Source organism: Cryobacterium soli (assembly GCF_003611035.1).
Taxonomy (GTDB): Bacteria; Actinomycetota; Actinomycetes; order Actinomycetales; family Microbacteriaceae; genus Cryobacterium; species Cryobacterium soli.
The window spans coordinates 2,811,612-2,838,140 of record NZ_CP030033.1 but is presented as its reverse complement, the minus strand read 5'-3'; the positions used below and the strand labels follow the sequence as shown (position 1 = coordinate 2,838,140).

Genomic DNA, 26,529 nt, shown 5'->3' with positions numbered 1-26,529 from the left:
ACCGCGGGGCAGTCGGAACGCCAGGCGTCGGCTACCGTTCGGGCACCATCCGTTCACTGTTCTCGGCGCAGGCCTGAGTGCACTCTCAGGCCAGCGACCCTGATGGACAGCCTCCCTTTGTCTGGCTTTCACCTTCGATTCGTACACTCCACAGAGAAGCCGCCTCCGCGTGCTCCAGGTCCGGGTTGAAAGCGACGTGTGCATGACTTATTTCGTTGAGCTGGTCGATCACCGATTGGGCCGGTTGGTCACTCCAGCCAGGCGCGAATGGCTGCGGAGCCCGCGCACGCTCCTGCTCGGTTTCCTCGGCCTGCACACGCTCTTCCTGTTCGCCCTGCTGCCCACGATCCTCACCGGCCGGGTGCTCGGCGACCTGCCCCTGTACCGGGTCTGGGCGGAGCAGGCCCTGCGGAACGGGGTCTGGCAGGGCATCGACGTGGAATGGGTCTACCCCATCGGCGCGCTCGTGCCCGTGGTGTTGGCGGATGTCGCCGGCCCGCTGCTCTACCAGCTGCTGTGGTTCCTGATGACAATGGCGCTCAACGCCACGGCCATCGGCATCCTCACCGACTGGGGACGCAACCGCGGCGGCTACAAGGCGGCCTGGTTCTGGCTGGCGTTCAGCCTGGTGCTCAGCCCCGTCGGCCTGCTGCGGCTGGAGGGGCTCAGCGCCCCGCTGGTGATCATGGGACTCGTGCTGCTGGCCCGGCGCCCGGTGATCGCCGCGGCACTGCTGACCATCGCCACCTGGATCAAGGTCTGGCCGGCCGCGGTGCTGCTCGCCGTCGTGGCGGCCAGCCGCCGCCGGCTCAGCGTCATCGTCACGGGAGCCGCCATCTCGGTCGGCATCGCGCTCGCGGTCTGGGCGGCCGGCGGGCTGCGCTTCCTCACCGGCTTCGTCACCATGCAGTCCGACCGGGCCCTGCAGCTCGAGGCACCCGTGACGACCCCGTGGGTGTGGCTGGCGGCCATGGGGCACCACGGCACCACGATCTACCAGAACCAGGCCATCGCCACGCGCGAGGTGAGCGGGCCAGGCACCACCCTGGTGGCCGCACTCATGACGCCCGTGATGTTCCTGGCGATGGCGGCCATCTTCGTGCTCGTGCTGCTCGCGTTGCGGCGCAGCCGCGACAACGCCCAGCTCGTGCTGTTGGGAGCGCTCGCCCTGGTCAGCACCTTCGTGGTGTTCAACAAGGTGGGTTCTCCGCAGTACATGCTCTGGATCGCGCCGGTCGTGGCCGTCGGAGTGGCGCACGACTGGGCCAGGTGGCGGGTTCCGGCCTACCTGATGCTCGTGATCGGCGGGTTGACCACCCTGATCTTCCCGATCTTCTACCTGCCGCTCGTGCACGGCGACGCTGGGGCCCTGCTGCTGCTCACCCTGCGCAACGGGCTGCTCATGGTGATGCTCGGTTGGTCGGTGCTGGGTCTGTGGCGGACGGCTCGGGCAGGCTCGCCGGCATCCGTGTCGGTGCGGCACACCGCCTCATCGCGCGGCCTGGCGGCCAACTGACACCCCTCACGTGGGGTGGCCCGGCTACGCACGGCAGAATAGGGGGGTGACTGCTACAACGACCTTCGCCCTCGTCCGCCACGGCCAGACCGATTGGAACGCCGCCGGGCGCATCCAGGGGGCCACGGATGTGCCCCTCAACGACGTGGGCCGGGGACAGGCGACCGATGCCGTCGCGCCGCTCTCCGACTACGCCTGGGACTTCATCGTGTCGTCGCCGCTCGCGCGCGCGGCCGAGACCGCCGACATCATCGCGGCCGACCTCGGCCTCGAGGTCACCCGCCACCTGCCCGGCCTGGTCGAGCGCAACTACGGTCCGGCCGAGGGACTCTCGGCGGGCCCGAAGCTCGACGCCCTGCGCGTGGACGGCAGCTACGGCAGCTTCCGCGGGGCCGAATCCGAGGTGAGCGTGTCGACCCGTGGGCTCGGGGCCCTCCTGCAGCTGGCCGAGGACTATCCGGGCGCCCGCATCATTGTGGTCTGCCACGGCACCCTGATCCGGCTGAGCCTGTCGGCCGCCCTCGACGTGGAGATCCCCCCGATCCTCAACGCCGCGATCTCGGTCGTGCAGTTCAGCCCGGAGGCCGGCTGGACCGCGTCGGTGATCAACAACGAGGCCCTCGAAGACGACGCCTTGGACGCCGTCGCCGCCCTCTAAGCCCACACGCTGGTTGAGCCTGTCGAAACCAGGTGACATGCGTCGAGAAGCCGGCTCACCGGGTCTCGACAAGCTCGACGGGCGGGATGGCCCGACCGGCGGGAGAGGTCAGCGGCGGGTGGAGACCGTGACGGTGAACTTCGTGTTGCGGCCCACCTGGTGGGTCTGCCCCACGATGCGGGTGAGCGCCGGGCGGTAGCCGAGGTGCGTGTTCCACACGGTCCACAGTTCCCCGCCGGGGCGCAGCACCCGGGCGGCGTCCTCGAAAAGCTTGAGCGCGATGCCCGCGTGCACCGACGAGCCGATGTGGAACGGCGGGTTGAGCACGATCAGCTCGGCCGACGCATCCGGCTGGGCGTTGAGCGCGTCGTCGCGCAGCACGCGTACCCGGTCGGCGACGCCGTTGGCCTGCATGGTGGCCGTAGCGGATGCGACGGCGGCGGCCGATTGGTCGGTCGCCAGCACCTCCAGGCCGGTTCGGCGCAGGGCGATGGCCGCGGCAAGCACGCCGGTGCCGCAGCCGAGGTCGATCGCGGTGGTCGCATCCGGCTTCATGCGGTCGATGAAGTCGAGCAGGAACCGGGTGCCGATGTCGATGGTGGTGCCGGCGAACGCGGCGCCGTGCGCGCACACGGTGAGGCCGAGGTCGGGGTGTACCACCGACCGCGGCCAGGTCTCCGCGGATGCGTCGCCCTGGATCGGCCGGCTGGCCACGAGCACCCGGGACTTCTGCCGGGCCGGGGTCACCGTCAGCTCGCCGAAGTGCCGGCGCACGACCTCGTTCATGGCCACGGTCATGTGTTTGATGCGGCCACCGGCCACGAGGGTCACGTCCGGGGCGGCGAACCGGGCGATGGTGCCGGCCAGTTCGTCCAGTGCGGCCAGGCTCCGCGGCAGCTGCAGCAGCACGAGGCGGGCGCCCGTGAGCAGCTCCGCGCCGAGCGGCAGGTGCCGGTAGTCCCCGACGATGCTCACAAGCTCGGGCACCGAACCGGCCAGGTCGGCCGCGTTGAGGTCGAGGGCGGTCTCACCGGAGAACGCGTCCTGGTACACGCGGATGTCCGCCCCTGCGCCTACCCGGGCGGCGGCGGCCAGCGTCAACGCGCCGTAGTGGTCCTCGAGCACGACCACCTCGCCGGGCCCGGCCACGGCCAGCGCCGCGGCGGCCTCGTCGAGGATCAACCGGTCGCCGGCGTCGACGGCGAAGAGGTTGGCCGCCTCCACATCGGGCCGGCGGCGCAGGCTCTCGAACGGGAACTCAGGCATCCGCTCAGAATAGTCGCCTGCCGGCCGGGAACTCGCGCGGCTCGGGGAGGTCCGTGCGGCGTGGGACAATGAGAGACCCCTGTTCACCTCACCGTCACGGACACCGCACCTTATGGCCCACAACCTCAGCGATCTGCAGATCGCGCGCCTCGTCGGGCCACAGGCGTACTCGCGCGGGGTGCGCTACGCCAAGGAGGGCCGGGTCGAGGATCAGGTCTGGCAGCTGGGCGGCAGCCGGCTGCTCGGCACCGTGGGCGGCACGCAGGCCCGCCCCTACGACGTGGTGGTCACCTTCCAGCAGGACGCGAGCGGCACCGTCGTGCGCGCCTCCGGCACCTGCAGCTGCCCGATGGGCATCAACTGCAAACACGTCGTGGCCCTGCTCCTGGCCAGCCGGTCCAGCGCCGCCGACCTGGCCCGCGCGCCGCGTGCGGCGGATTCCCAGCGAAGCGTCACGGCCGCGCCCGCGACCTGGCAGAGCGCACTGGCCCCGCTCACCCGGGTCCCGGAGGCCGAACCCAGCACGGGCACCGCCCTCGCGCTGCAGTTCGAACTGTTGCCGCCGCCCCGCGCCGCCCGGATCGCCGCCCCCGCCGTCTCGCTCGCCCGCCTGGGCGTGCGCCCGATGGTGCGCGGCAAGAAGGGCAAGTGGATCCGCGGCAACCTCACCTGGGACAACCTCGCCTACTCCCGCGGCATGCTCAACCGCACCCAGTTGCGGGTGCTCACGGCCCTGTTCGAGCTGTACTCGTCCGGCCAGCGCTATCACGTGGTCACCGACCCCTGGCTGCACCTGGACGGCTTCGCCAACCGGGCGCTCTGGGGGTTGCTCGGCGAGGCCCGCGAGGCCGGCATCCCGTTCATCGGGACCACCTCGGCCCAGCACGCCGTGACGGTGTCGACGGAGCCCGCCGAACTGGCCCTCGACATCCGCCGCGACGACGACGGCCTCACCCTCTCCCCCATCGTCTCCCTCGACGGCCACGTGCTCGAACGCTCCGCCCTCGGCTACATCGGCGACCCGGCGCACGGCCTGTTCACCTGGACCACGCACGGCACCGAGGTGCGCCTCACCATTGCGCCGCTGGCCCGCCAACTCGGCCGGGACCTGCGGGTACTCGCGTCGGCGCACGAGCCCATCACCGTGCCGCCCGACGAAGAGAACGTCTTCCTGGCCGACTTCTACCCGTTCCTGCGCGGCCAGCTCACGCTCACCAGCACCGACGGGTCGTTCGATCTGCCGGACACCGCCCGGCCGGTACTGGCCCTCTCGATCAGCGCCCAGGCGGATGCGCGCATCACGCTGCACTGGGAGTGGCACTACACCGGCGGCCCCGGCACCTCAGGACCGGCCGTCGCGCCGCTGCGGGGACCGGCCACCGAGGACGCCCCGGCCGGCTACCGGGACACCGTCGACGAGGGCCGCATCCTGCATGCCCTGAACGGCATATTCGCGGCGTTCCCTGCGCACCAGCCGTCGTTGTACGCCGCGGACCCGGCCGACACTGCCGAGACGCACGACCCAGCCGGCTCCCCCGGCATCCTCCGCGCCGACGCCACGCTCGACGGCGCCCGCATGATCGAGTTCCTCGATGCCGTGCTTCCGGCGCTGGAGAACGCCGACGACATCCAGGTGCAGTTCGTCGGCGACGCCCCCGAGTACCGGGAGGCCGCCGAGCCGCCCAGGCTCACCTTCGCCACCACGGCGCGCGCCGAGAGCCGGGACTGGTTCGATCTGTCGGTGCGGGTCACGGTCGACGGTGAAGACGTGCCCTTCGACGAGGTGTTCCGCGCCCTGGCCACCGGGCAGGAGTTGATGATCCTCGCCGACGGCACCTACTTCAGCCTGGACCGGCCCGAACTGCAGCAGCTGCGCAACCTCATCGAAGAGGCCCGCGGCCTGCAGGACTCCCCCAACGACTCCCTGCGCATCAACCGCGCCCAGTCCGACCTCTGGGAGGAGCTGCAGGACCTCGGCAGCGCCGAGGCCGAGGCCGCCGCCTGGCGGGACACCCTCGCCGGACTGGCCGAGGGCGCCGAGATCGCCCACCGCGCGCTGCCCGGCGCGGTCAACGCCTCGCTGCGGCCGTACCAGCAGACCGGCTACGACTGGCTCGGCTTCCTCTTCGACACGGGCCTGGGCGGCGTGCTCGCCGACGACATGGGGCTCGGCAAGACCCTGCAGGCCATCGCCCTGATCGTCGACGCCCGGGAACGCCAGACCGAGCGCAAACCGTTCCTCGTCGTGGCGCCTACCAGCGTTGTGCACAACTGGGCCACCGAGTGCGCCCGCTTCGCGCCCGGCCTGAACGTGGCAGCCATCACCGAGACCACCGCCAAACGCGGCGCCTCCCTCTCGCACGCCGTGGCCACGGCGGATGTCGTCATCACCTCGTACACGCTCTTCCGGCTCGACTTCGACGAGTACGACGCCGTCAGCTGGGCCGGGCTGCTGCTCGACGAGGCCCAGTTCGTGAAGAACCACAAGTCACGCGCGCACCACTGCGCCAAACGGTTGCAGGCCCCATTCAAGCTCGCCATCACCGGTACCCCGCTGGAGAACAACCTGATGGAACTGTGGTCGTTGCTCTCGATCACCGCCCCCGGCCTGTTCCCCAGCGCCGCCCGGTTCGCCGAGTACTACCAGCGCCCCATCGAGACCCAGGCCGACGGCGACCGGCTCGGCCAGTTGCGCCGGCGCATCCGCCCGTTCATGCTGCGCCGCACCAAGGACCAGGTCGCCAGCGACCTGCCGGCCAAGCAGGAGCAGGTGCTGCAGCTCGAACTGCACCCGCGGCACCGGCGGGTGTACCAGACCCACCTGCAGCGGGAGCGCCAGAAGGTGCTCGGCCTGCTCGGCGACCTCAACCAGAACCGGTTCGAGATCTTCCGGTCGATCACCATGCTGCGCCAACTCAGCCTGGATGCCTCGCTCTACGACGACAAGTACGCCGACATCCCCTCGAGCAAGCTGGATGTGCTCATGGAGCTGCTCGAAGACGTGGTCGCCGAGGGGCACCGCACCCTGATCTTCAGCCAGTTCACCGGCTACCTGGCCAAGGTGCGCGCCCGACTCGACGGCGCCGGGGTGAGTTACTCCTACCTCGACGGGCGCACCCGCAACCGGGCGGCGGCCATCGACGGGTTCAAGAACGGTGACACCTCGGTGTTCCTGATCAGCCTCAAGGCCGGCGGATTCGGTCTCAACCTCACCGAGGCCGACTACTGCATCCTGCTCGACCCCTGGTGGAACCCGGCCGCGGAGGCGCAGGCCGTGGACCGCGCGCACCGGATCGGGCAGACCAAGAACGTCATGGTGTACCGGCTGGTGGCCACCGACACCATCGAGGAGAAGGTCATGGCGCTCAAGGCCGTCAAGGCCAAGCTCTTCGACAACGTGATGACCGACGGCGGCGGCACCCAGGGCTCCGGCCAGGGGCTCACTGCGTCCGACATCCGCGAACTGCTCGAGTAACCGGTGACCGACCTGTCCGCCGAACCGGCGGCAGACCGGGCCGACGAGGCCCGCGAGCGCTTGAAGCAGGTCGCTCAGCGCGCCCACCGCAACAAGTCGGTGCGCGCCTCCGCGCGGCTCGGCCTGTTGGCCAACGGCCTGGTGCACGCCCTCATCGGCGGCACCGCGTTGGGGGTCGCGAACGGCGGCACCGGCGAGGCCGACCAGCTCGGCGCCCTCACGGCCATTTCCACGGGCCCCGGCGGCACCGTGGTGCTCTGGCTCTCCACCATCGCCCTGTGGGGCCTGGCGCTCTGGCAGGGCACCAATGCCGCGTTCAGCGTGGCGCCCAACCGGCGGGTCCTGGTGTTCCGCCGCTCCCTCAACGTGGGCAAGGCTCTGGGCTTCGCACTGCTCGGCCTGGTCACCTTCGCCGTGGCGCTCGGTGCGCGCTCCGGGGGCAGCGAGGTGGTGCGGGAGGCCGACGCCGCCATCGTCGAGAGCCCGGTGGGCCTGTTCCTCCTGCTCGTGGTGGGCGTCACGGTGGGCATCATCGGCGGCGGGCTGGTCTGGCGCGGCGTGCGGCGCAACTTCCGCGAGGAGCTGCGCTACCTCTGGGGTCCGACCAAGGTCGTGGTGCTCACGCTCGGCGTCTTCGGCCACGTCGCCAAGGGCGTGGCGTTCCTGGTCACCGGCGCCCTGCTGGTGGCCGCGGCCGTGTTCGCCGACTCCCGCTGGGTGGGCGGGCTCGACGCTGGGTTGCGCTACCTGCTCACCCTGCAGTCCGGCCCGGTGCTGCTGAACGTGGTGGCCGCCGGCCTCATCGCATTCGGCCTGTACCTGGTGGCCCGGGCAGCGTTCCTGCGGCACTGACCCGTGCCGCGCTGAGCCCTGCCGCATCACCCCGGCAACCGCTATCTGTTCCCCGTTCGGACAATTGCGCCCGGCGCACCAGGCGCAATTGTCCGCTGTGGCAACAGATAGCCGTTCAGCTCGCGCAAGGCTGAGAGTTGGATGCAGACCGGGCGATCTGCTTCAATTTCGAAGTACTCTGTGGGCATGAACATTCGCGAGATCCCGCTCACCGCCGCCGACGGCTCCACCACGTCGCTGGCCGCGTACGCCGACAAGGTGGTGCTCGTCGTCAACGTGGCCTCCCGTTGCGGCCTCACCCCGCAGTACGAGACCCTCGAGCAGCTGCAGCGCACCTACGCCGACCAGGGCTTCACCGTCCTCGGCTTCCCGTGCAACCAGTTCGGCCTCGGCGAGACCGGCTCCAAGGAGAAGATCGAGGCGTTCTGCTCCACGACCTACGGCATCACCTTTCCGCTGATGGAGAAGACGAAGGTGAACGGCGGCTCGCAGCATCCGCTCTATGCCGAGCTCACCCAGACGCCGGATGGCGCGGGCAAGGCCGGCAAGGTGAAATGGAACTTCGAGAAGTTCGTGATCTCGCCCGCCGGTGCGGTGTCCCGGTTCCGCCCGACCACGCTGCCCGACTCCCCCGAGGTCATCGCCGCCATCGAGTCCGGCCTGGCCGAGCTGAAACCCGCCGCGTAGCCCCCGCCCGGCCCGCCGGTCCCGGCCTGACTGTTCCCCGAACGGACTTCTGCGCCCGGTACGCCGGGCGCAGAAGTCCGCTTCGGCACCAGTTGGCACTCAGCTGCCGCTCGGAACCCCGTAGTCGGCCGCGCTGTGCACCTCGATGGCGACGTACGGTTCATCGCCGAGCACCCGGGCGTTGTGCCCGGGCGGGATCACATAGGAGTCCCCGCTGCTGATGGTGGCCGTTGTGCCGTCGTCGAGCATCGTCTCCAGCGACCCTGACACGCAGTAGCCCACGTGCAGCAACTGACAGGAGTCGGTGTTCACCACCGGCTTGATGTCATCCGCCCAGGTCCAGCCGGGCTGCATGGTCATGCGGCCGATCGAGTACTCGTTCAGGTGGTTGAGCTCCAGCAGAGTCTTCTCGGGCGTGCGGCGCTCGTCAGGCTTGTCGTGAGACTTGACCTGCAGGGTGTGGGTGATGGTGGACATGATGTCCTCCCAACTCTGGCGGGCCTGACGAGGGGGCCGGAGGCGCGGCCCACCGTGACGCTGCCGGCCTCTGACCGAGCCAGCGTAATCCCGGCGGATGCCCGGCGAAAGTCACTGATTGATCGAGAGAGGGTTACCCGCGAAAGCGGGCGCGCGGATGCGTCAGGCCGGCTGGGGTGGCGCGCTGGCGGCTTCAGTGACGAAGGCCATGGCTGCTCCGGCGTAGGTGGCGGCGACAGTCGCGACCTCGGTAGCTGGGGCGCTAGCGGCGACGGTGGGGCCGGCCGGGGCGGCGTCGTAGCGGATCACCGGCTGGGCGTCGACGGGCTCGCCGACGGTCCAGGCCGGCCAGGCGGGGTCTCCGCCGGCGATGAAGGCCACCGCGGAGCCGTGCACCTCGTCGGCCAGTCGCTGCGACGGCGCCGGGCCGGTCAGCACCGCAACCCGTGGGGCGTCGAGAGCGTCGAAGAAGAACGGCAGGTCGAGGCAGTGCAGCGCTCCGCCGAACGTGGGCGAGCGCCAGGCGAACGCCCAGAGCCAGGTGGGCGCGGCCTCCGCGGCCCGGCCCACGGCGACACCGACAGAGGCGGCGACGGCCAGGGCGGCGGATGCGGCCGCGGCCCGGTCGGCCGCGACCGCGGTGCGCGCTTCGGCGACCTGCAGCATCACGCCGCGGATCGCGCGGTCCGAGGCGAACTGGCCGAGGACGTCGGCGGTGCCGCGCTGGTCGTGGGCTGCGGCGTAGGCGCGCGCGGCGGGCACGGCGACGCCGAGCCGGCCGAGCATCTCGGCGGCGTCCTCGCCCGCGAGCTCGTCGGTGAGCTCGTTCATGGCGAAGTTGAACTCGTGGTCGGTGCTGCCGAGCATCAGCGCCTTGTCGGCGCCGATGCCAACCCGCACCGCAGCACCGGTGGCCAGCGGCACGAGGTCCCCGTCGATCACCGGACCGAACGGCAGCCCGCCCACGAGGGTGTTCGCGATCTCGCCGAGCGGCCCTGCCGGGGTGCCGGCGGGCAGCGCCGTGGCCCGCGGCTGCTCGGCCAGGATCTGCTGCTCGGTGAGCGCGCCCAGGCCCACCCGGGTGGGCGCCACCCCGGCCAGCTCGGCGAGGCGCCGGCCGGTCTGCTCCGCCTGATCGGGCGTGAGGTGGGTGGCAACCCCGGAGATGACGATCGCCCGCGCGAAGAGCGGTTGCGCGCGCGGCGAGCCGAGCAGGGTGAGCACGGCCCCGCCGCCGGCGGACTGGCCGGCGATGGTGACCCGGGCCGGGTCGCCGCCGAAGAAACGGATGTTGCGCTGCACCCACTCGAGCGCCAGCAGCCAGTCGAGCACACCTCGGTTCAGCGGCGCGTCCTCGATCCAGCCGAAGCCGTCGAAGCCGAGCCGGTACGACACATTCACGGTGACCACACCGTGCCGGTTGAACCCCGCGCCGTCATACCAGGGGCTGGCGGCCGAGCCGGAGGTGTAGCCGCCGCCGTGGATGTAGACCAGCACCGGCAGGCCAGCACCCTCAGCAGCGGGGGTCGCATCGGGCGTGAACACGCTCACGTTCAGGGTGGACTCGCCGGGGAAGCTGGGCTCCGGCACCAGGGTGGTGTCGCCGCCGTCGATGCGCTGCGGGGTGGCGCCGGGGCTGCCGGCATCCAGCACGCCAGGCCACGGCGGATGCGGCACGGGCGCGGCGAAACGCAATTCACCCACCGGCGGGGCCGCGTACGGGATGCCGAGGAAGGCCGCGGAGCCGGGCCTCCGGCGGCCGCGGACGACCCCGGCTGTGGTGCTGACGTCGACGGTGTCCATCGGTGGCCTTCCTGCGGAGGAGTGGAGTGCGCTGTGCTGTGCTGTGCTGTGCTGTGCTGTGCTGTGCTGTGCTGTGCTGTGCTGAAGGCGACCAGATTACCCGAGGCAGGCACGCCATTCATGAGCAGGTCTCCGAAACCAGACGGGGCTGGCCTCAGCGGGGGCACCGCGAGCAGAATGGATGCGCCACGCCGCGGTGAGCACCTCACCGGGGTCGGCATCACCGCGGGAGGAGCACACGGATGGGCATTCTGATCTGCACGGGCATCACCTCACTCGACGGCTACGTGGCCGACGAGTCGGGCAACTTCGACTGGAGCGTGCCCAGCGAGGAGGTGCACACCTTCGTCAACGACCTGGAGCGGTCGGTGGGCACCTACCTCTACGGCCGGCGACTGTACGAGGTGATGGTGGCGTGGGAGACCATGCACCTGCACGACGACGACCAGCCCGCCGTGATGCGCGACTACACCGCGATCTGGCAGGCCGCCGACAAGATCGTCTATTCCAGCACCCTCACGGAGGCGTCCAGCCGGCGCACCCGCATCGAGCGCAGCTTCGATCCGGAGGCGGTGCGGGAGCTCAAGCGCACCGCCTCCGGCAACCTGTCGGTGGGCGGCCCGCACCTGGCCGCGCAGGCCTTCGCGGCCGGGCTGGTCGACGAGGTGCAGCTGTTCGTGTCGCCCGTGGTGGTGGGCGGTGGCACGAGGTTCCTGCCCGACCATCTGTCACTGTCCCTCGAGTTGAAGGACGAGTACGCCTTCCGCAACGGTGTGGTCTACCTCGGCTACCGGGTGCGCCGGTAGCGCCGGGCGCTATCCTGGGGCTCCCACCGGAGCCTCGGCGCCCAGCACCATAGCGCCCCACAGAGCACCGCCCAACAGACCACGGCCCGACAGACCACGGCCCGACAGAACACCCGACCCAGACCACCGACAGGACCAGCCAATGACGCCTGACCGCTCGTTGCCCGCCACCACCCGCGCCCTCGTGATCGGGGAGGCCCTGATCGACATCGTGCGGCGGCCCGGCGCCGAGCCGGTGAGCCACGCCGGCGGCAGCCCGATGAACGTGGCGTACGGGCTGGGCCGGCTCGGCGTGCCCACCACCCTGGTCACCCAGATCGGCGCCGACCCGTTCGGCGACCTCATCGCCGAGCACCTGCGCTCCGCCGGCGTGCACCTGCTGCCCGGGTCGGTCACGGCGAGCGCCACCTCCAGCGCCACCGCCACCCTCGACGACGCCGGTGCCGCCACGTACGACTTCGACCTGCGCTGGGACCTGCCGGAGCTGTCGCTGCCGGCTCCGTGCACCCTCATCCACACCGGTTCGATCGCCGCGGTCCTGCAGCCCGGCGCCCGGGCGGTGCTCGGCGCGTTCACGGGCGCCCCGGCCGGCACTCTGCTCAGCTATGACCCCAACGTGCGGCCGGGGATCATGGGCAGCCGCGACGAGGTGGTGCGGGCCGTCGAGGAGCTGGCTGCCGCCGCCCACGTGGTGAAGATGAGCGACGAGGATGCCGCGTGGCTGTACCCGGGCCGCGACCTGGACCAGATCACGCGGGACTACGTGGCGGCGGGGGTGGCCCTGGTCGCCATCACCCGCGGCGGCGACGGGGCGATGCTCCGCGCCGGCGGCGCCACGGCCGAGCTGGCGGCGCATCCGGTGGCCGTGGTCGACACCATCGGGGCGGGCGACTCGTTCATGTCGGGCCTGCTCTACGCGATCCTCGCGGGCGGGGCCACCGAGGCCGTGCTGCAGAACGCGCTGGGCGCGACGGACCTCGGCCGGCTGGGCCAGACCGCCCTGGCCAGCGCCGCGGTCACGGTGTCGCGCGCCGGCGCGAACCCGCCCACCGTGGCGGAGCTCGCAGCGCGCTGACCTGCTCGGCGAAGCAGACCGTACCGGGCAAGTCAATCCCCTTGAACGTGGGGCGAAGCCTGGCTTTACTGTGCGTACGTTGTCCCCGTCTTACGGGTCTCTGACAGCGGGTTACAGGAAGTCTGGTGCGACATGGTGGTCACAACAACCGATACCGCGGTACAAGTCTCGGTCGAACTCACCCCCACGGATGGCGTGGTGATCGAGGGCAATTCGCTGGGGGTGACCATCCGGATCACGGCGCTCCGCGCCGCGTTGATCGACACAGCCGAGATCTCGCTGATCCGCAAGGTCAACTACACCTACGGCCGCGGCAATATCTACGGTGGTGTCTTCCCTGCCCGGGAACGCAGTACCGAGGTACTCGCCGCTATCACGGTGCCGGCACCCGGCGCGATCCCGGCCGGCCAGTCGCGGGTGCTCACTGGCAGCCTCAACATCCCCAGTGACGGCCCGCCCTCGGTGCGCGGCGACCTCATCGACGTGGGCTGGTCCGTGCGGTGCGTGCTGCGGGCCGCCGGCGGGCAGATCATCAAGCGCGAGCGCCTCATCGACGTGCAGTCCTGGGGCCAGACCAGCGCCACCGATATCGGCCACCCGCCGGTCGGGGAGAACCTGGGCCACGTCGCCCTCGAGTTCATCGCGCTCTCCTCCCGCGTGCTCGAACCCGGCACCCCGCTCACCGGGGTCCTGCGGCTCCGCGCCCACGACGCCGTCGCCACCCGGGGCGTACGGGTACAGCTCGTGCGCTGCGAGGAGGTCTGGGGCGGGCCCGGCCAAGACGCGAACCCGGACGCGAGCGAATCCGAGGGATACCGGCACTCCGAGGCGGTGATGGCCGCCGTCACGCTGGCTCCCGCGGGAACCCTGACCCCCGGCACCGTGGTGGACCTGCCGTTCGCGGTCGAGACGCCCGCCGGGCTGCCGGCTCCGTCGCTCTCCATCGGCAACCTGCACGTGCGCTGGGAGATTCGGTCGGTCGTCGACCTGCCGCTGCGGCTGGACCCGCGGCTGTCGCTGGACCTGCTCGCGGTCACCGCCACCCGGCAACCCACCGCACACCCAGTCGAACACCCGCGATCCGGCAGTCTCGACACCGACTGACAGGACCGCCCCGCCCCACGTCGTGCCCGGTCCGTCCGATTGAGAAGCCGGACTGCTGGATGGCATCCGGTTCTCCTGTTGGACAGCGACGCGGCGCAAGGAGCAGCCTGAGGGTATGGAATACACACACCTCGGCCGCTCCGGCCTGTCGGTTTCGCGTCTCTGCCTGGGCACCATGAACTTCGGACCGGAGACCGACGAGCCCACCTCGTTCGGCATCATGGACGCCGCGCGTTCGGCGGGCATCAACTTCTTCGACACTGCCAACGTCTACGGCTCGAAGCTGGGCCGCGGCGCCACCGAGAGCATCCTCGGCCGGTGGTTCGCGCAGGGTGGCGCGCGCCGCGAGGACACCGTGCTGGCCACGAAGGTCTACGGCACCATGTCCGAGCGTCCCAACGACGGCAAACTGTCGGCGCTCAACATCCGTCGTTCGCTCGACGAAAGCCTGAAGCGGCTGCAGACCGACCACATCGACCTGTTCCAGTTCCACCATGTGGACCGGGACACCCCGTGGGACGAGATCTGGCAGGCCATGGAAACCGCAGTGGCACAGGGCAAGATCCTCTACGCCGGCAGCAGCAACTTCGCCGGCTGGCACATCGCCACCGCGCAGGCCGAGGCCCGCAAGCGTAATTTCACCGGGCTGGTCAGCGAGCAGTCGCTGTACAACCTGCTCAAGCGCGACATTGAACGTGAGGTGATCCCGGCGGCGCAGGCCAACGGGATGGGCATCATGCCCTGGTCCCCGCTCGAGGGCGGCCTGCTCGGTGGGGTGCTGCGCAAGGAGCGGGACGGCAGCCGCCGGGCCTCCGGTGCCAACGCGGAAAAGCTCGAGAAGAACCGTGACGCCATCGGCGCCTACGAGGACTTCGCCGCCGAGCTCGGCACCGAGCCGGGCGACCTTGGCCTGGCCTGGCTGATGCACCAGAAGGCCGTGACCGCACCGATCATCGGCCCGCGCACCATGGACCAGCTCGAGGCCGGGCTGCGTGCAGTGGACGTGAAGCTCGACCAGGCCGCGCTGACGAGGCTCGACGAGATCTTCCCCGGCTACAAGACCGCGCCGGAAGACTACGCCTGGTGAGCGCCGCAGTGAACGTTCTCTTCATCGGCGGCAGTGGCGTCATCAGCGCGGCCGCCGCGGAGCTGGCCGTGGCCCGCGGGCACCGTCTCACCGTGCTCAACCGCGGCCAGTCCGACCTGCGTGAGGTGCCCGCCGCCGCCGAGCTCATCACCGCCGACGTACGGGATGCGGAGGCGGTCACCGCCGCCCTCGGTGAGCGCACCTTCGACGTCGTCGTGGACTTCGTGGCGTTCACACCCGAGCACGTACGCGCCGACATCGCCCAGTTCGCCGGTCGCACCGGTCAGTACGTCTTCATCAGCTCGGCCTCGGCGTACCAGAAGCCGCCGGCCGCGCTGCCGGTGCGGGAGTCCACACCGCTGCATAACCCGTTCTGGCAGTACTCCCGCGACAAGATCGCCTGCGAAGACGTTCTGATGGAGGCCTACCGCGAGCAGGGCTTCCCGGTCACGATCATCCGCCCGTCGCACACCTACGACCGCACCCAGATCACGCTGCTGAACGGCTGGACCGACATCCACCGGATGCGCACTGGCCAGCCGGTCGTGGTGCACGGCGACGGCACGTCGCTGTGGACGCTCACGCACAGCACCGACTTCGCCAAGGCTCTCGTCGGCCTGTTCGGCCGGTCCCAGGCCCTGGGCGACAGCTTCACCATCACCTCGGACGAGTACCTGCCCTGGGACGCCATCTACGCAGAGTACGCCCGCGCGGCCGGCGCCCCCGCGCCCGAGATCGTGCACGTGGCCAGCGACACCATGGCCGCCGAGAACCCGGAGTGGAGCGGCGGGCTGCTCGGCGACCGATCACACTCGGTCATCTTCGACAACACCAAGGTGAAAGCGCTCGTGCCCGACTTCGTCTGCACCACTCCCGTCGCCCTCGGCTTCCGCGAGGCGATCGCCTGGTTCGACGCGCATCCGGAGCAGCAGGTCGTGGATGCGGCGCTCAACGCCACGCTCGACCGGCTCGTGAGCGCGCATTCCACCCGTTCCTGACCATCCGTTTGACCAGATTGGACACCGTATGAAGACCCGTCAACTCGGCGACCGCACCGTGAGTTCCATCGGCCTGGGCGGCATGCCCATGTCGATCGAGGGCCGGCCAGACGAGGCCCGCTCCATCGCCACCATCCACGCCGCCCTCGAGGAGGGCGTGACCCTGATCGACACGGCGGATGCGTACCACCTGCACGCCGACGAGGTCGGCCACAACGAGTCGCTCATCGCCCGCGCCCTTGCATCCTGGGGCGGCGACACCTCGCAGGTGGTCGTGGCCACCAAGGGCGGGCACCTGCGCCCCGGCGACGGCAGCTGGTACGTCGACGGGCGGCCCGAGTACCTCAAGCAGGCGGCGAAGGCGTCGCTGGCGCGGCTCGGCGGCGACGCCATCGACCTGTACCACCACCACCGGCCCGACCCGGCGGTTCCCTACGCGGATTCCATCGGCGCCATCCGCGACCTGCTCGACGACGGTGTCATCCGCCTCGCCGGCATCTCCAACGCCAACCCGGAGCAGATCCGCGAGGCGTATGAGATCCTCGGCGGCCGGCTGGCCAGTGTACAGAACCAGTACTCGCCGGCGTTCCGCAGCAGCCAGGCCGAGCTGGACCTCTGCACCGAACTCGGTGTCGCGTTCCTGTCCTGGAGCCCGCTGGGCGGCATCAAGTCCGCCGCCGACCTCGGCACCCGGTTCGCCCCGTTCCAGCAGGTGGCGGATGCCCACGGCGTGAGCCCGCAGGTCGTCACGCTGGCCTGGCACCTGGCCGCCTCCCCCCGGGTGATCCCCATTCCCGGGGCGAGCCGGCCGGAGAGCATCCGGGATTCGGCCCACGCGGCCGACCTCACCCTCTCGGCCGAGGAACTGGCCGCGCTCAACGCGGCCTGAACCGCACCGAGCACACCGCATGACCAGCACGGCGGCCGGGAATTCTGTTCCGGCCGCCGTGTTGTCTGTCAGTACAACCGAAACTGGAGCACCCATGACCGCCACCGTTCATCTCACCCTGCAGCTCGACCCGAACGCGCTCGATCGCGCAGCCGCTGTGCTCACCGAGACCCTGACCGCCACCCGCGCCTGGCCCGGTAACGAGGGACTCGAAGTGATCGTGGACGACGCCGACGCGACACACGTGATCGTGGTCGAGACCTGGGCCAACGCGGCCGACCACGCGGCCTACGCCGAGTGGCGCACCACCCCGGAGGGCGTCAACCGGCTCGGCGAGATCCTGGCCGCCCCGCCCGTGAAGACTGTCTTCTCCGAGCGGATCCCGCTGGGCCTCTAGCCCCAGACGGTTGCTCAGGCCGCAGTGCCCACGCGGTCGTCTGCTGCACCGAGGACCTCGGTGCCGGTCCGGGCGGCGGCGACGTCTTCGAGTAGTTGCTCGAGGAACGCCGACGCGGCCGGGCTCGGCTCGTCGGCCACGGCGACGGCCACGGTCCACTCAGGCACGCTGGCCGGCAGCGGCACGGCCACGAGGTCATCCGGCCGCTTCTGCGCGAAACTCGTGGGCACGATCGCCACACCGAGGTTGTATCCCACCAATTCGAGCAGCGGATGCACGTCGTTGACCTCCAGCGCCGCCCGGTACTCGAAGCCGGCCGCGGCGAACGCGCGCCGGGCGAGCATATGCGCGCCCCAGCCGGCCTGGAAGCCGACCAGGGGCTCGGCCCGGAGGGTCTCCAGGTCTACCTCGTCGAGGGACGCGACGGGGTGGTCGGGGTGGCAGAGCACCACCATCTTCTGGCTGCTCAACGGGTGCAGGCGCACCCCGGGCGGGGTGTCGCCTGTCACCACGACCAGGGCAACGTCGGTGGTGCCGCTCGCCACGCCCTCGATGAGCTCGACGGAGCCCACCTGGCGCAGCCGCACCTCAACCCCCTGGTTGGCGGTGCGGAAGCGGGCGAGCTCGGCGGGCAGGTCCACGGAGCCCAGGCACGGCTCGGCGCCCACGGTGAGGCGGCCGCGCATCAGGCCGCGCACCGCGGCGACCGCGTTCTGGGCGGCGGCGGCGCTCGCGAGCGTGCGCAGCGCATCTGCCAGCAGGGCCTGGCCGGCGGCCGTGAGCTCGACCCGGCGGGTGCTGCGGATGAACAGCGACGTGCCCAGCTCGATCTCGAGCGCCCGAATGGACGCGGAGAGCCCCGACTGGGAGATGTGCAGCAGCTCGGCTGCCCGGGTGAAGTGGCGTTCGTCGGCGACCGTCACAAAGTGCTCAAGCTGGCGCAATTCCATTCAGCAATCTTATTACTGAGTGCGGCGGCGATCAGAAGACGGCACGCTGGTCGAGCCCGCTGGTTGAGCCTGTCGAAACCCCCACACGCTGGTCGAGCCTGTCGAGACCGCGGGACTGCTCAGTAGTCGATGCGGCCGGTTCGGTTGTGGAACTCGCCGGTGGGGCCGGTCGGGCCCAGGAGGGCCAGGGCCACCGTCGCATCCGTGCCCTCGGTCACCGTCTGGTGGCCGCCGTGGCGATTGAAGTCCGTGGCGGTGTACCCGGGGTCGCTCACGTTGATGCGGAACGACGGCAGGTTCTTCGCGTACTGCACGGTAAGCGCGATCACCGCGGCCTTCGATGCCGCGTAGGGGATGGCTGGCACCGGGAACTCGTCGTGTCCCTCGGTGCTGAGAAAACGGGCCAGCCGACGCCTGACGCGACGTTGACGATCACCGGATGCGCCGAGCGGCGAAGCGCGGGCAACGCGGCCTGGGTGACGCGCACGATCCCCAGCACATTCGTGTCGAACACCGCGGCCATCGTCTCGGTCGATAGGTCATCGACCCCGAACGAGGTGCCGAGGATGCCGGCGTTGTTGACGAGCACGTCCAGGTCGGGCAGGGAGGCGAACGCGGCGTCGACGCTCGCCTGGTCGGTGACGTCCAGCTGCACGGGGTGGGCGCCCAGCTCACGGGCGGCATCCCCGTTCGCAAGGTCGCGCATCCCGGCGTAGACGGTGTGGCCGGCCTCGATGAGGCGGCGGGCGGTTTCGAGGCCGAGGCTCTTGTTGGCCCCGGTGATGAGTGTGAGTGTCATTGGTCCATGCTGCGGCCCGCACCCGCATTCACCCAGGCACCCCTCGACGGTGGGACTGCGAGTACCACGATGAATCGAGCGGCGCCGGGCAGAATGGGGCCATGAGTGAATTCGCCAGCGTGCTGCGTGCGTGGCGCGACCGCGTGCGGCCAGCGGATGTCGGGCTGCCGGCCGGCGCTGGACGCCGAACTACCGGCCTCCGCCGCGAAGAGCTCGCCGCCCTCGCCGGCGTGAGCGTGGACTACATCGTGCGTCTCGAGCAGGGCCGAGCGGTCAATCCCTCCCCGCAGATGCTGGGCGCCCTGGCTCTCGCCCTGCGCGTGACCCCGGCCGAGCGTGACCACCTCTACCGGGTCGCCGGCGTCGCCCCTCCGGCCCGCGGGACAGTGCCTGAGCACGTGACCCCTGGCGTGCAGCGGATCATCGACAGGCTGGGGGACGTGCCGATGGCTGTGTTCACCGCGTCCCACGACATCCTGCTGTGGAACCCGCTCTGGGCCGCCCTGACCGGCGACCCGTCGCGCTATGTCGGCATCGAACGCAATCTGGTCTGGCGGCATTTCATGTGGGGGCATGAGGGTGTCGAGTTCGACGCCCAGCACGAAGAGGACTTCGCCAGCGACCTCGCGGCTGACCTGCGCACGGCCGTGGGCCGGTACCCGCACGACGGCCAACTGGCGCAGCTGGTGGCCCGGCTGCGTGCCGCGTCGCCCGAATTCGAACGCCGCTGGGGCGAGGCCCGGGTGGCCGAGCACCGCTGGAGCCGGAAAACCGTCACCCGCACCGCGGTCGGGCCCATCACCGTCGACTGCGACGTGATGACGGTGCCCGGCGGCGACCTGCGCATCGTGGTCTACACGGTCGTGCCCGGCAGTGCAGACGAGCAGAAGCTCGACCTGCTGCGGGTCACGGGCCTGCAGTCGCTCACCCCAGCATTCGATGCCACCGGCTCGGCCAGTGAACCCGCCGGTTGAGCTCGTCGAACCCAGGCGACGTACGACGACAGGCCGGCTCACGAGGTCTCGACGAGCTCGACCGACGAGACGGGCGCGAATACACGCCGGATCGGGTCGCTATTTGTCGAGGGGGCGCCAGATCACGATCTGGTTGGAGCGGCGGGTGCGGGTTCCCGCGCGCATCGAGATGACCTCGCCGGCGGAGCCGGCCGCGAAGACACGGCGGCCCGGCCGGTTGAGCAGTTCGTCGGCCAGGGCGGCCTCGAGGTCGCCCACCCGGTTCCGCAGTGAACGCACGGTGTCCTCTAACGCGAGAATGCGCCGGATGCCTTCCAGGCTCACGCCCTCAGCGCCCAGGTCGGCGATCTCCCGCAGCCGGGCCACGTCGCGCATTGAATAGCGGCGCGAGCGGCCCGGCGTGCGGTCGGGGCTGACGAGGCCCAGGCGGTCGTATTGCCGCAGGGTTTGCGGGTGCATCCCGGCAAGCTCTGCGGCGGTACTGATCACGAAGACCCGGGTGTTCTCATCCATCGGCGTTCGTTACCCCTTGGCCCGGGCGATGAGTTCGTCGCGCGGGTTCTCCTTGGGCAGGGCCTCGTTGAAGGCGAGGAGTTTCTCCTCGGCGTCCTTCGAGAGGTGCGACGGCACGGCCACCTGGACTACGGCGAGCAGGTCGCCGGTGCCCTTCGGCGTGACGACGCCGCGGCCCTTGACCCGGAGTACCCGGCCACTGGGGGTGCCGGGGGCCACGCGCAGCTTCACCGGGGGCCCGCCGAGGGTGGGCACCTCGATGGTGGCGCCGAGAGCGGCCTCGACGAAGGTCACCGGCACGTTCACGCGCAGGTTCAGACCCTCACGCTCGAAGACCGGGTGCTTGCGCACGGTCACGGTGAGCACGATGTCTCCGGGCTCGCCGCCATCCGGGCTGGGTTGCCCCTGCCCGCGCAGCTTGATCTTCTGGCCGTCGGCGACGCCCGCGGGGATCTTGACCTTGATCGGCCGACCCTCCTGCGTCTGCAGGGTGATCTGATCGCCGTGGGTGGCGGTGATGAAGTCGACCGTGGTGGACGCGATGACGTCGCGGCCCTTGCTGGGGCCGCCGAAACCGCGGTAGCCGCCGCTCGGCGTGCCGAACCGGCCACCGGCAGCGCCGGCGCCCTGTCCGCCACGGCCGAACATGCCACCGAGGATGTCATCGAAGCCGGCCTGCTCATAGGAGTAGCCCTGTTGCCGGGCTCCCCCGCCGAACATGCCGCCGAAGACGTCGTCGAACCCACCCTGCTGGCCACCCTGGCCAGGGGCGGTGAAGCGAGCTCCACCGCCCATGGCGCGCACGGCGTCGTACTCCTTGCGCTGTTCGGGGTCACCGATCACCGAGTGGGCCTCGCTGATCTCCTTGAACTTCGCCTCCGCTGCGGGGTTGCCCGGGTTGGAGTCGGGGTGGTACTTCCGCGCGAGCTTGCGGTACGCCTTCTTCAGGTCGGCGGCGGAGACGTCTTTCGAGACCCCGAGAACCTTGTAGAAGTCCTTGTCGAACCAGTCCTGGCTAGCCATCGCTCGGTACCTGCACGACGACCTTGGCGACCCGCAGCAGCGAGGAACCGAGGTAGTAGCCGGTCTCGACGACATCGCCGACGGTTTCCACCTCGACGTCCGGGCTGGGCTGCTGGAAGATGGCCTCGTGCACGGTGGGGTCGAAGACGTCGCCGACCGAACCGTACGGCTTGAGGCCGATGCGCTCGGTGCTGGCGCGCAGCTTCGCCGCGATGGTCGCGAAAGCGGTGTCGCCCTCGAGGTCGCCGTGCTTCTCCGCCCGGTACAGGTCGTCGAGCACCGGCAGCAGCACCTTGACGACCTCTCCGGTGACGCGCTCGCGCTCGATCTCGCGGTTCGCCTCGGTGCGCTTACGGTAGTTCGCGTACTCGGCGGTGACCCGCTTGAGGTCGGCGAGGTGCTCGTTCGAGGGATCGTTGGCTTCGAGGTTGGCCGCGTCCAGGATGTCCTGCACGGTCAGCTCGTCCTCTTCGATGCCCTCGGCGCTCGCGGCGTCGGGCGTCTCGCCCTGCTTCACCTCGGACGCCTCGGTCGCACCGACCGCGGCGGCCAGCTCGGCCTCCGCGTCCGTCGCGGCGTCGGACCCGCCCGCCGCGGAGGCGCCCGAGTCGGGCGCTCCCGCAGCAGAGGCGGATTCTTCTTCGGGACGGTTCTCGTCCGGGCGCTTGGAGTCGCCCATTACTTCTTCGCTTCGTCCTCGTCGTCGACAACCTCGGCGTCGACAACGTCTTCGTCGGTCTTGCCGGCGTCAGCGGGCTCGGCGTTCTCGGACGCGCCGGACGCGGCATCCGCCTGGCTGGAGGCGTAGATGGCCTCGCCGAGCTTGCCCTGGCTCTCGTTGAGCTTGTCGAACGCGGTCTTCACTGCGTCGTCGTCGTCTCCGGCGAGAGCGGACTTGAGAGCGTCGACGTCGCCCTGCACCTCGGTCTTGACGTCCTCGGGCAGCTTGTCGTCGTTCTCCTTGATCAGCTTCTCGATCGAGTAAGCGAGCTGCTCGGCCGTGTTGCGGGTCTCGGCGGCTTCACGGCGACGCTTGTCTTCTGCGGCGTGCTCTTCACCCTCGCGCACCATGCGCTCGATGTCTTCCTTGCCCAGCGCGGTGCCGCCGGTGATGGTCATCGACTGCTCCTTGCCGGTGCCCTTGTCCTTGGCGGACACGTGCACGATGCCGTTGGCGTCGAGGTCGAAGGTGACCTCGACCTGCGGGATGCCGCGCGGCGCCGGCGCGATGCCGGTGAGCTCGAAGGTGCCCAGGTTCTTGTTGTCGCGGGTGAACTCGCGCTCGCCCTGGAAGACCTGGATGGCCACGGACGGCTGGTTGTCGTCGGCCGTGGTGAAGGTCTCGCTGCGCTTGGTGGGGATGGCAGTGTTGCGCTCGATGAGGCGCGTCATGATGCCGCCCTTGGTCTCGATGCCGAGGCTGAGCGGGGTGACGTCGATGAGCAGAACGTCCTTGCGCTCGCCCTTCAGCACACCGGCCTGGAGGGCGGCGCCGACGGCGACGACCTCGTCGGGGTTGACACCCTTGTTAGGGTCCTTGCCACCGGTCTCGCTCTTGACGAGCTCGTACACGGCGGGCATCCGGGTGGAGCCACCGACGAGAACGACGTGCGCGATGTCCTCGACCTTGACGCCGGCCTCACGGATGACGTCCTGGAACGGCTTCTTGGTGCGGTCGAGCAGGTCTTCGGTCATCTTCTCGAACTGGGCGCGGGTGAGCGTCTCGTCGAGGTTGGCCGGGCCGTTCTCCGTGAGGGAGAGGTAGGGCAGCTGGATGCTGGTGGACATGCTCGAGGAAAGTTCCTTCTTGGCCTGCTCCGCGGCTTCCTTGAGGCGCTGCTTGGCGATCTTGTCCTTGGAGACGTCGACGCCGGTGGTTTCCTTGAACTTCTTGATCAGGTGGTCCACGATGCGCTGGTCCCAGTCGTCGCCGCCGAGGCGGTTGTCACCGGCGGTCGAACGCACCTGGATGGTGGAGAACTCGTCGTCCTTGCCCACCTCGAGGAGGGAGACGTCGAAGGTTCCGCCACCGAGGTCGAAGACCAGGATGAGCTCGTCTTCCTTACCGCGGTCCAGGCCGTAGGCCAGGGCGGCCGCGGTGGGCTCGTTGATGATGCGCAGCACGTTGAGGCCGGCGATCTCGCCGGCTTCCTTCGTGGCCTGACGCTCGGCGTCGTTGAAGTAGGCGGGAACTGTGATGACGGCATCCGTCACCTTGTCGCCCAGGTACTGCTCGGCGTCGCGCTTGAGCTTGGCCAGGATGCGGGCGGAGATCTCCTGCGGGGTGTACTTCTTGTCGTCGATGGCGACGGTCCAGTTGGTGCCGACGTGGCGCTTGACCGACGAGATGGTGCGGTCCACGTTGGTGACGGCCTGGCGCTTGGCGGTCTCACCGACGAGAACCTCGCCGTCCTTGGTGAATGCGACCACCGAGGGGGTGGTGCGGAAACCTTCAGCGTTTGCGATGACGGTGGGTTCTCCACCCTCGAGAACGGCCACCACCGAGTTAGTGGTTCCGAGGTCAATGCCGACTGCACGAGCCATGTGAGAGTATCTCCTTCAAAAGATGGGGTTCAAGGCGTATTGCTAAGACTTGAGTGTTGCTGACTCAAGTGTGGCACCGGCAGAAAAAACCGTCAAGTTGACGCGGGCAAACTTGAGTCATGCGGGCTCAACTCTCAGCATCTTCACAAGCTCGGGGGCCCGGATGTCCCCCGTGGGAGGCACTCCCAGGTGAACCCTGAGACAATATCGTGTGCCAGCCTTGCCCCCGCCCGACCCGATCGCGGACTCCGTGCGCCGCCGCGCCGTGCTCGCGAAGCTCCCGCGCATCTCCCGGCTCGACGGCACGGCCATCCGGGTTCTGCTCGTCGATGACGAAGACACCCTCACCACTCTGGTCAGCCTCGCGCTCAGTTATGAGGGCTGGTTGGTGGATGTGGCGCACACCGGCCAGGATGCGTTGCGCGCGTACCGTGCCAACCGGCCCGATGTGATCATCCTCGACATCATGCTGCCCGACACCGACGGGCTGAGCGTGCTGCGGCATCTGCGCGACAATGGATCGAGCACCCCCACCCTGTTCTTGACCGCGCGCGACTCCGTGGACGACCGGATCATCGGCCTCACCGTCGGCGGCGACGACTACATGACCAAGCCGTTCAATCTGGAGGAGCTGGTGGCCCGGCTGCGTGGGCTGCTGCGGCGCACCGTGCAGGCGGCGCCGGACGACGGCTCCAGGCTCGTGGTCGGCGATCTCAGTCTCGACGAGACCAGTTACCAGGTGCGGCGCGGCGACACCGACATCATGCTCACCACGACCGAGTTCGACCTGCTGCGCTACTTCATGCGCAATCCGATGCGGGTGCTCAGCCGTGCGCAGATCCTCGACGAGGTGTGGAACTACGACTTCGCCGGCAAGGCGAGCATCGTGGACTTGTACGTGTCCTACCTGCGCAAGAAGATCGACGCCGACCGGCCTCCCATGCTGCAGACCGTGCGCGGTGTGGGGTACCTGTTGCGGGCCGCGGAGTGACCACCCGCTGGAGCCTCCGGCGCCGGCTCGTGGTGGGCATCGCGGGCGTCGTGGCCAGCATGATGCTCGCCTCGGGCATCCTGAGCATCGTGGCGCTGGGCACCTCGACGATCACGGTGGCGGATGCGCAACTGACGGCCTCGATCTCGGCATTGAGCCGGTCTGTCGACAAGTTCGGGCACAGCCCGGGCGGCGCCACGGACGGGACCGACCACGGCCGGGCCGGCCACAGCGGCACCGGGCACAGCGGCAGCGGCTACAGCGAGGCCGGCGACGCCGACACGGACTATACCGGCGGCGGCCAGGGCTCCGATCGCCCGGACGCTGCCGCCCGGGACACCGGCGAGGTGCGCACCAAGTCCCTCGTCGACTTCGTCGGGCACGGGCGCGGCAGCGTCATCGCCATCCTCTGGCGCGGCGAGGTGGTCGACTCCGCCCTGTTCTCCGACACCGGAGCCGTTGTGCTCACCACGGATGTGGCCACGGACATCGCCCGGTCGGTTGCGGCCTCCGGCGGCACCGCACCCAACCGCACCCTCGAGTTGGGCGAACTGGGCAGCTACCGCCTGGCCACGGTGGTCAACGACGGTGACGTGCTCGTGGCCGCCGTGCCCCTCGCAGCGGCCGACCAGGCGCAGCTGCGCCAGGGCGTGGGCATCGCCATCCTGACCGTGCTCGCCCTGCTCGGAACGATCGTGGGCACCATCGTGGTGGTGCGCCTGGCGCTTCGCCCGCTCGGCCGGGTGGTCGACACGGCGGTGGCCGTCACCTCGCTCAAACTCGACGCGGGCGACCACGGCATCGCGCCCCGCGTCGCGCCCGCCGACACCGATCCCCGCACCGAGGCCGGCCAGGTGGGCGAGGCCCTCAACCAGCTGCTCGACCACGTCGACACGGCGCTGAGCGTACGGGCCGCGACCGACCGGCGCATGCGCCGGTTCGTCACGGATGCCTCGCACGAGTTGCGCACCCCGCTCGCGGCCATCCAGGGCTACGCCGAGCTCACCCGGCAGGACAGCGCGGAGCTGCCCGAGGTGACCGAATACTCGCTCGCGCGCATCGAGTCGGAGGCCCGGCGCATGAGTTCGCTCGTGGCCGACCTGCTGCTGCTCGCCCGCCTCGACGAGGGGCAGGACCTGCACGTCGACGATGTGGACCTCGCGGACCTGCTGCTCACCGCGGTCAACGACGCCCGCGCCTCCGCGCCGGGGCACACCTGGATCGCGGAGGTGCCGGACACGGCGGTCGTCGTGCGCGGCGACCGGGAACGGCTGCACCAGTTGCTGGTGAACCTGCTTTCCAACGCCCAGGGGCACACCCCGGCGGGCAGCATCGTCACCACCACGCTGCGCGTGGACGACCCGGGCCTGCCGGTGCAGCTGAGCGTGCGGGACAACGGACCGGGCATCGACGCCGACCTGCTCCCGGTGATCTTCGAACGGTTCGCCCGCGGCGACGCCTCCCGGGCCACGGGGTCGATCGGTACCCGCAGCACCGGCCTCGGCCTGGCGATCGCCCAGTCGATCGCCGAGGCGCACGGCGGCACCATCCGGGCCTTTTCCTCCCCCGCCGGCACCACCTTCACGGTCGCCCTCCCCCTCCCGCGAACCGTGAGCTAAGCCCCAGGAATCCCCGGCGAATTTTG

Annotated in this window: 25 protein-coding genes; 15 read left to right on the top strand and 10 right to left on the bottom strand. The window is 70.1% G+C overall.

The genetic code is table 11. The annotated features are described in order from the left end of the window. Positions 1-202 precede the first annotated feature (202 nt). On the top strand, positions 203-1,516 hold the full coding sequence (locus DOE79_RS13150; RefSeq protein WP_120338884.1) for a glycosyltransferase 87 family protein: 1,314 nt from the start codon (positions 203-205) through the stop codon (positions 1,514-1,516). Between the two features lie 46 nt (positions 1,517-1,562). Further along, positions 1,563-2,174: a histidine phosphatase family protein gene (locus DOE79_RS13145; protein WP_120338883.1), complete on the top strand. Its 612-nt coding sequence runs from the start codon at positions 1,563-1,565 to the stop codon at positions 2,172-2,174. Between the two features lie 108 nt (positions 2,175-2,282). Here the strand turns inward: DOE79_RS13145 and DOE79_RS13140 are convergent, their stop codons facing one another. After that, on the bottom strand, positions 2,283-3,440 hold the full coding sequence (locus tag DOE79_RS13140; protein WP_120338882.1) for a class I SAM-dependent methyltransferase: 1,158 nt from the start codon (positions 3,438-3,440) through the stop codon (positions 2,283-2,285). Positions 3,441-3,552: 112 nt separating this feature from the next. Here DOE79_RS13140 and DOE79_RS13135 point away from each other — a divergent pair, with 112 nt between their 5' ends. From DOE79_RS13135 to DOE79_RS13125, 3 genes are all read left to right on the top strand, one after another. Beyond that, positions 3,553-6,915, top strand: coding sequence for a DEAD/DEAH box helicase (locus DOE79_RS13135; protein ID WP_120338881.1), 3,363 nt, complete (start codon positions 3,553-3,555; stop codon positions 6,913-6,915). A 3-nt stretch (positions 6,916-6,918) separates the two neighbouring features. Further along, the gene (locus DOE79_RS13130) at positions 6,919-7,767 is read left to right on the top strand and encodes a DUF1206 domain-containing protein (RefSeq protein ID WP_120338880.1); all 849 of its coding nucleotides are present in this window, start codon (positions 6,919-6,921) and stop codon (positions 7,765-7,767) included. A 186-nt stretch (positions 7,768-7,953) separates the two neighbouring features. Beyond that, positions 7,954-8,454 (top strand): glutathione peroxidase, encoded by a 501-nt coding sequence (locus DOE79_RS13125; RefSeq protein WP_120338879.1) that lies wholly within the window; start codon positions 7,954-7,956, stop codon positions 8,452-8,454. Positions 8,455-8,553: 99 nt separating this feature from the next. Here the strand turns inward: DOE79_RS13125 and DOE79_RS13120 are convergent, their stop codons facing one another. Beyond that, positions 8,554-8,931: a cupin domain-containing protein gene (locus DOE79_RS13120; protein WP_120338878.1), complete on the bottom strand. Its 378-nt coding sequence runs from the start codon at positions 8,929-8,931 to the stop codon at positions 8,554-8,556. Positions 8,932-9,093: 162 nt separating this feature from the next. Continuing rightward, positions 9,094-10,734: a carboxylesterase/lipase family protein gene (locus DOE79_RS13115; RefSeq protein WP_120338877.1), complete on the bottom strand. Its 1,641-nt coding sequence runs from the start codon at positions 10,732-10,734 to the stop codon at positions 9,094-9,096. Between the two features lie 242 nt (positions 10,735-10,976). On the opposite strand from DOE79_RS13115, the gene DOE79_RS13110 reads away from it, so the two are divergent. The 7 genes from DOE79_RS13110 to DOE79_RS13080 all read left to right on the top strand — a co-directional run bounded on the left by DOE79_RS13110 (position 10,977) and on the right by DOE79_RS13080 (position 17,090). Continuing rightward, a complete protein-coding gene (locus DOE79_RS13110) occupies positions 10,977-11,540 on the top strand; it encodes a dihydrofolate reductase family protein (RefSeq protein ID WP_120338876.1) in 564 nt (187 codons plus the stop codon). Positions 11,541-11,682: 142 nt separating this feature from the next. Next, positions 11,683-12,615 (top strand): carbohydrate kinase family protein, encoded by a 933-nt coding sequence (locus DOE79_RS13105; protein ID WP_120338875.1) that lies wholly within the window; start codon positions 11,683-11,685, stop codon positions 12,613-12,615. Positions 12,616-12,747: 132 nt separating this feature from the next. Next, positions 12,748-13,719, top strand: coding sequence for a hypothetical protein (locus DOE79_RS13100; RefSeq protein ID WP_120338874.1), 972 nt, complete (start codon positions 12,748-12,750; stop codon positions 13,717-13,719). A 115-nt stretch (positions 13,720-13,834) separates the two neighbouring features. Then, positions 13,835-14,806, top strand: coding sequence for an aldo/keto reductase (locus DOE79_RS13095; RefSeq protein ID WP_120338873.1), 972 nt, complete (start codon positions 13,835-13,837; stop codon positions 14,804-14,806). Next, entirely contained in the window at positions 14,803-15,804 is a 1,002-nt protein-coding gene (locus DOE79_RS13090; RefSeq protein ID WP_245976932.1) for an NAD-dependent epimerase/dehydratase family protein, read from the top strand. Before DOE79_RS13095 ends, DOE79_RS13090 begins: the two co-directional genes overlap by 4 nt. Before the next feature lie 28 nt (positions 15,805-15,832). Then, positions 15,833-16,693 carry an aldo/keto reductase gene (locus tag DOE79_RS13085; protein ID WP_120338871.1) on the top strand — a complete coding sequence of 287 codons (861 nt, stop codon included), beginning with the start codon at positions 15,833-15,835 and terminating at the stop codon, positions 16,691-16,693. A 94-nt stretch (positions 16,694-16,787) separates the two neighbouring features. Beyond that, the gene (locus DOE79_RS13080; RefSeq protein WP_120338870.1) at positions 16,788-17,090 is read left to right on the top strand and encodes a putative quinol monooxygenase; all 303 of its coding nucleotides are present in this window, start codon (positions 16,788-16,790) and stop codon (positions 17,088-17,090) included. 14 nt (positions 17,091-17,104) lie between these two features. Here DOE79_RS13080 and DOE79_RS13075 read toward each other — a convergent pair whose 3' ends face one another. The 3 genes from DOE79_RS13075 to DOE79_RS13070 all read right to left on the bottom strand — a co-directional run bounded on the left by DOE79_RS13075 (position 17,105) and on the right by DOE79_RS13070 (position 18,839). Then, positions 17,105-18,040: a LysR family transcriptional regulator gene (locus DOE79_RS13075; protein WP_120338869.1), complete on the bottom strand. Its 936-nt coding sequence runs from the start codon at positions 18,038-18,040 to the stop codon at positions 17,105-17,107. A gap of 119 nt (positions 18,041-18,159) precedes the next feature. Then, complete coding sequence (locus tag DOE79_RS20915) at positions 18,160-18,405, bottom strand: Rossmann-fold NAD(P)-binding domain-containing protein (protein ID WP_245976931.1); 246 nt, start codon at positions 18,403-18,405, stop codon at positions 18,160-18,162. Further along, on the bottom strand, positions 18,366-18,839 hold the full coding sequence (locus tag DOE79_RS13070) for an SDR family NAD(P)-dependent oxidoreductase (RefSeq protein WP_245976930.1): 474 nt from the start codon (positions 18,837-18,839) through the stop codon (positions 18,366-18,368). The genes DOE79_RS20915 and DOE79_RS13070 overlap by 40 nt, the downstream gene beginning before the upstream one ends. Positions 18,840-18,940: 101 nt before the next feature. Between DOE79_RS13070 and DOE79_RS13065 the strand changes: the two genes are divergently transcribed. Beyond that, a complete protein-coding gene (locus tag DOE79_RS13065) occupies positions 18,941-19,813 on the top strand; it encodes a helix-turn-helix transcriptional regulator (RefSeq protein WP_120338868.1) in 873 nt (290 codons plus the stop codon). Positions 19,814-19,912: 99 nt separating this feature from the next. Here DOE79_RS13065 and DOE79_RS13060 read toward each other — a convergent pair whose 3' ends face one another. The 4 genes from DOE79_RS13060 to dnaK are packed head-to-tail and all read right to left on the bottom strand — an operon-like array spanning position 19,913 to position 23,893. Beyond that, positions 19,913-20,326, bottom strand: a complete 414-nt coding sequence (locus tag DOE79_RS13060; RefSeq protein ID WP_120338867.1) for a heat shock protein transcriptional repressor HspR — start codon at positions 20,324-20,326, stop codon at positions 19,913-19,915. Between the two features lie 9 nt (positions 20,327-20,335). Continuing rightward, entirely contained in the window at positions 20,336-21,349 is a 1,014-nt protein-coding gene (locus DOE79_RS13055; protein ID WP_066598365.1) for a DnaJ C-terminal domain-containing protein, read from the bottom strand. After that, positions 21,342-22,028, bottom strand: a complete 687-nt coding sequence (locus DOE79_RS13050; RefSeq protein ID WP_120338866.1) for a nucleotide exchange factor GrpE — start codon at positions 22,026-22,028, stop codon at positions 21,342-21,344. The genes DOE79_RS13055 and DOE79_RS13050 overlap by 8 nt, the downstream gene beginning before the upstream one ends. Continuing rightward, on the bottom strand, positions 22,028-23,893 hold the full coding sequence (gene dnaK / locus DOE79_RS13045) for a molecular chaperone DnaK (RefSeq protein WP_120338865.1): 1,866 nt from the start codon (positions 23,891-23,893) through the stop codon (positions 22,028-22,030). The genes DOE79_RS13050 and dnaK overlap by 1 nt, the downstream gene beginning before the upstream one ends. Before the next feature lie 286 nt (positions 23,894-24,179). Here dnaK and DOE79_RS13040 point away from each other — a divergent pair, with 286 nt between their 5' ends. Both DOE79_RS13040 and DOE79_RS13035 read left to right on the top strand, forming a co-directional pair. Continuing rightward, on the top strand, positions 24,180-24,884 hold the full coding sequence (locus tag DOE79_RS13040; RefSeq protein WP_181445894.1) for a response regulator transcription factor: 705 nt from the start codon (positions 24,180-24,182) through the stop codon (positions 24,882-24,884). After that, entirely contained in the window at positions 24,881-26,503 is a 1,623-nt protein-coding gene (locus tag DOE79_RS13035; RefSeq protein WP_220094227.1) for a sensor histidine kinase, read from the top strand. Before DOE79_RS13040 ends, DOE79_RS13035 begins: the two co-directional genes overlap by 4 nt. The last annotated feature ends 26 nt before the right edge of the window (positions 26,504-26,529 follow it).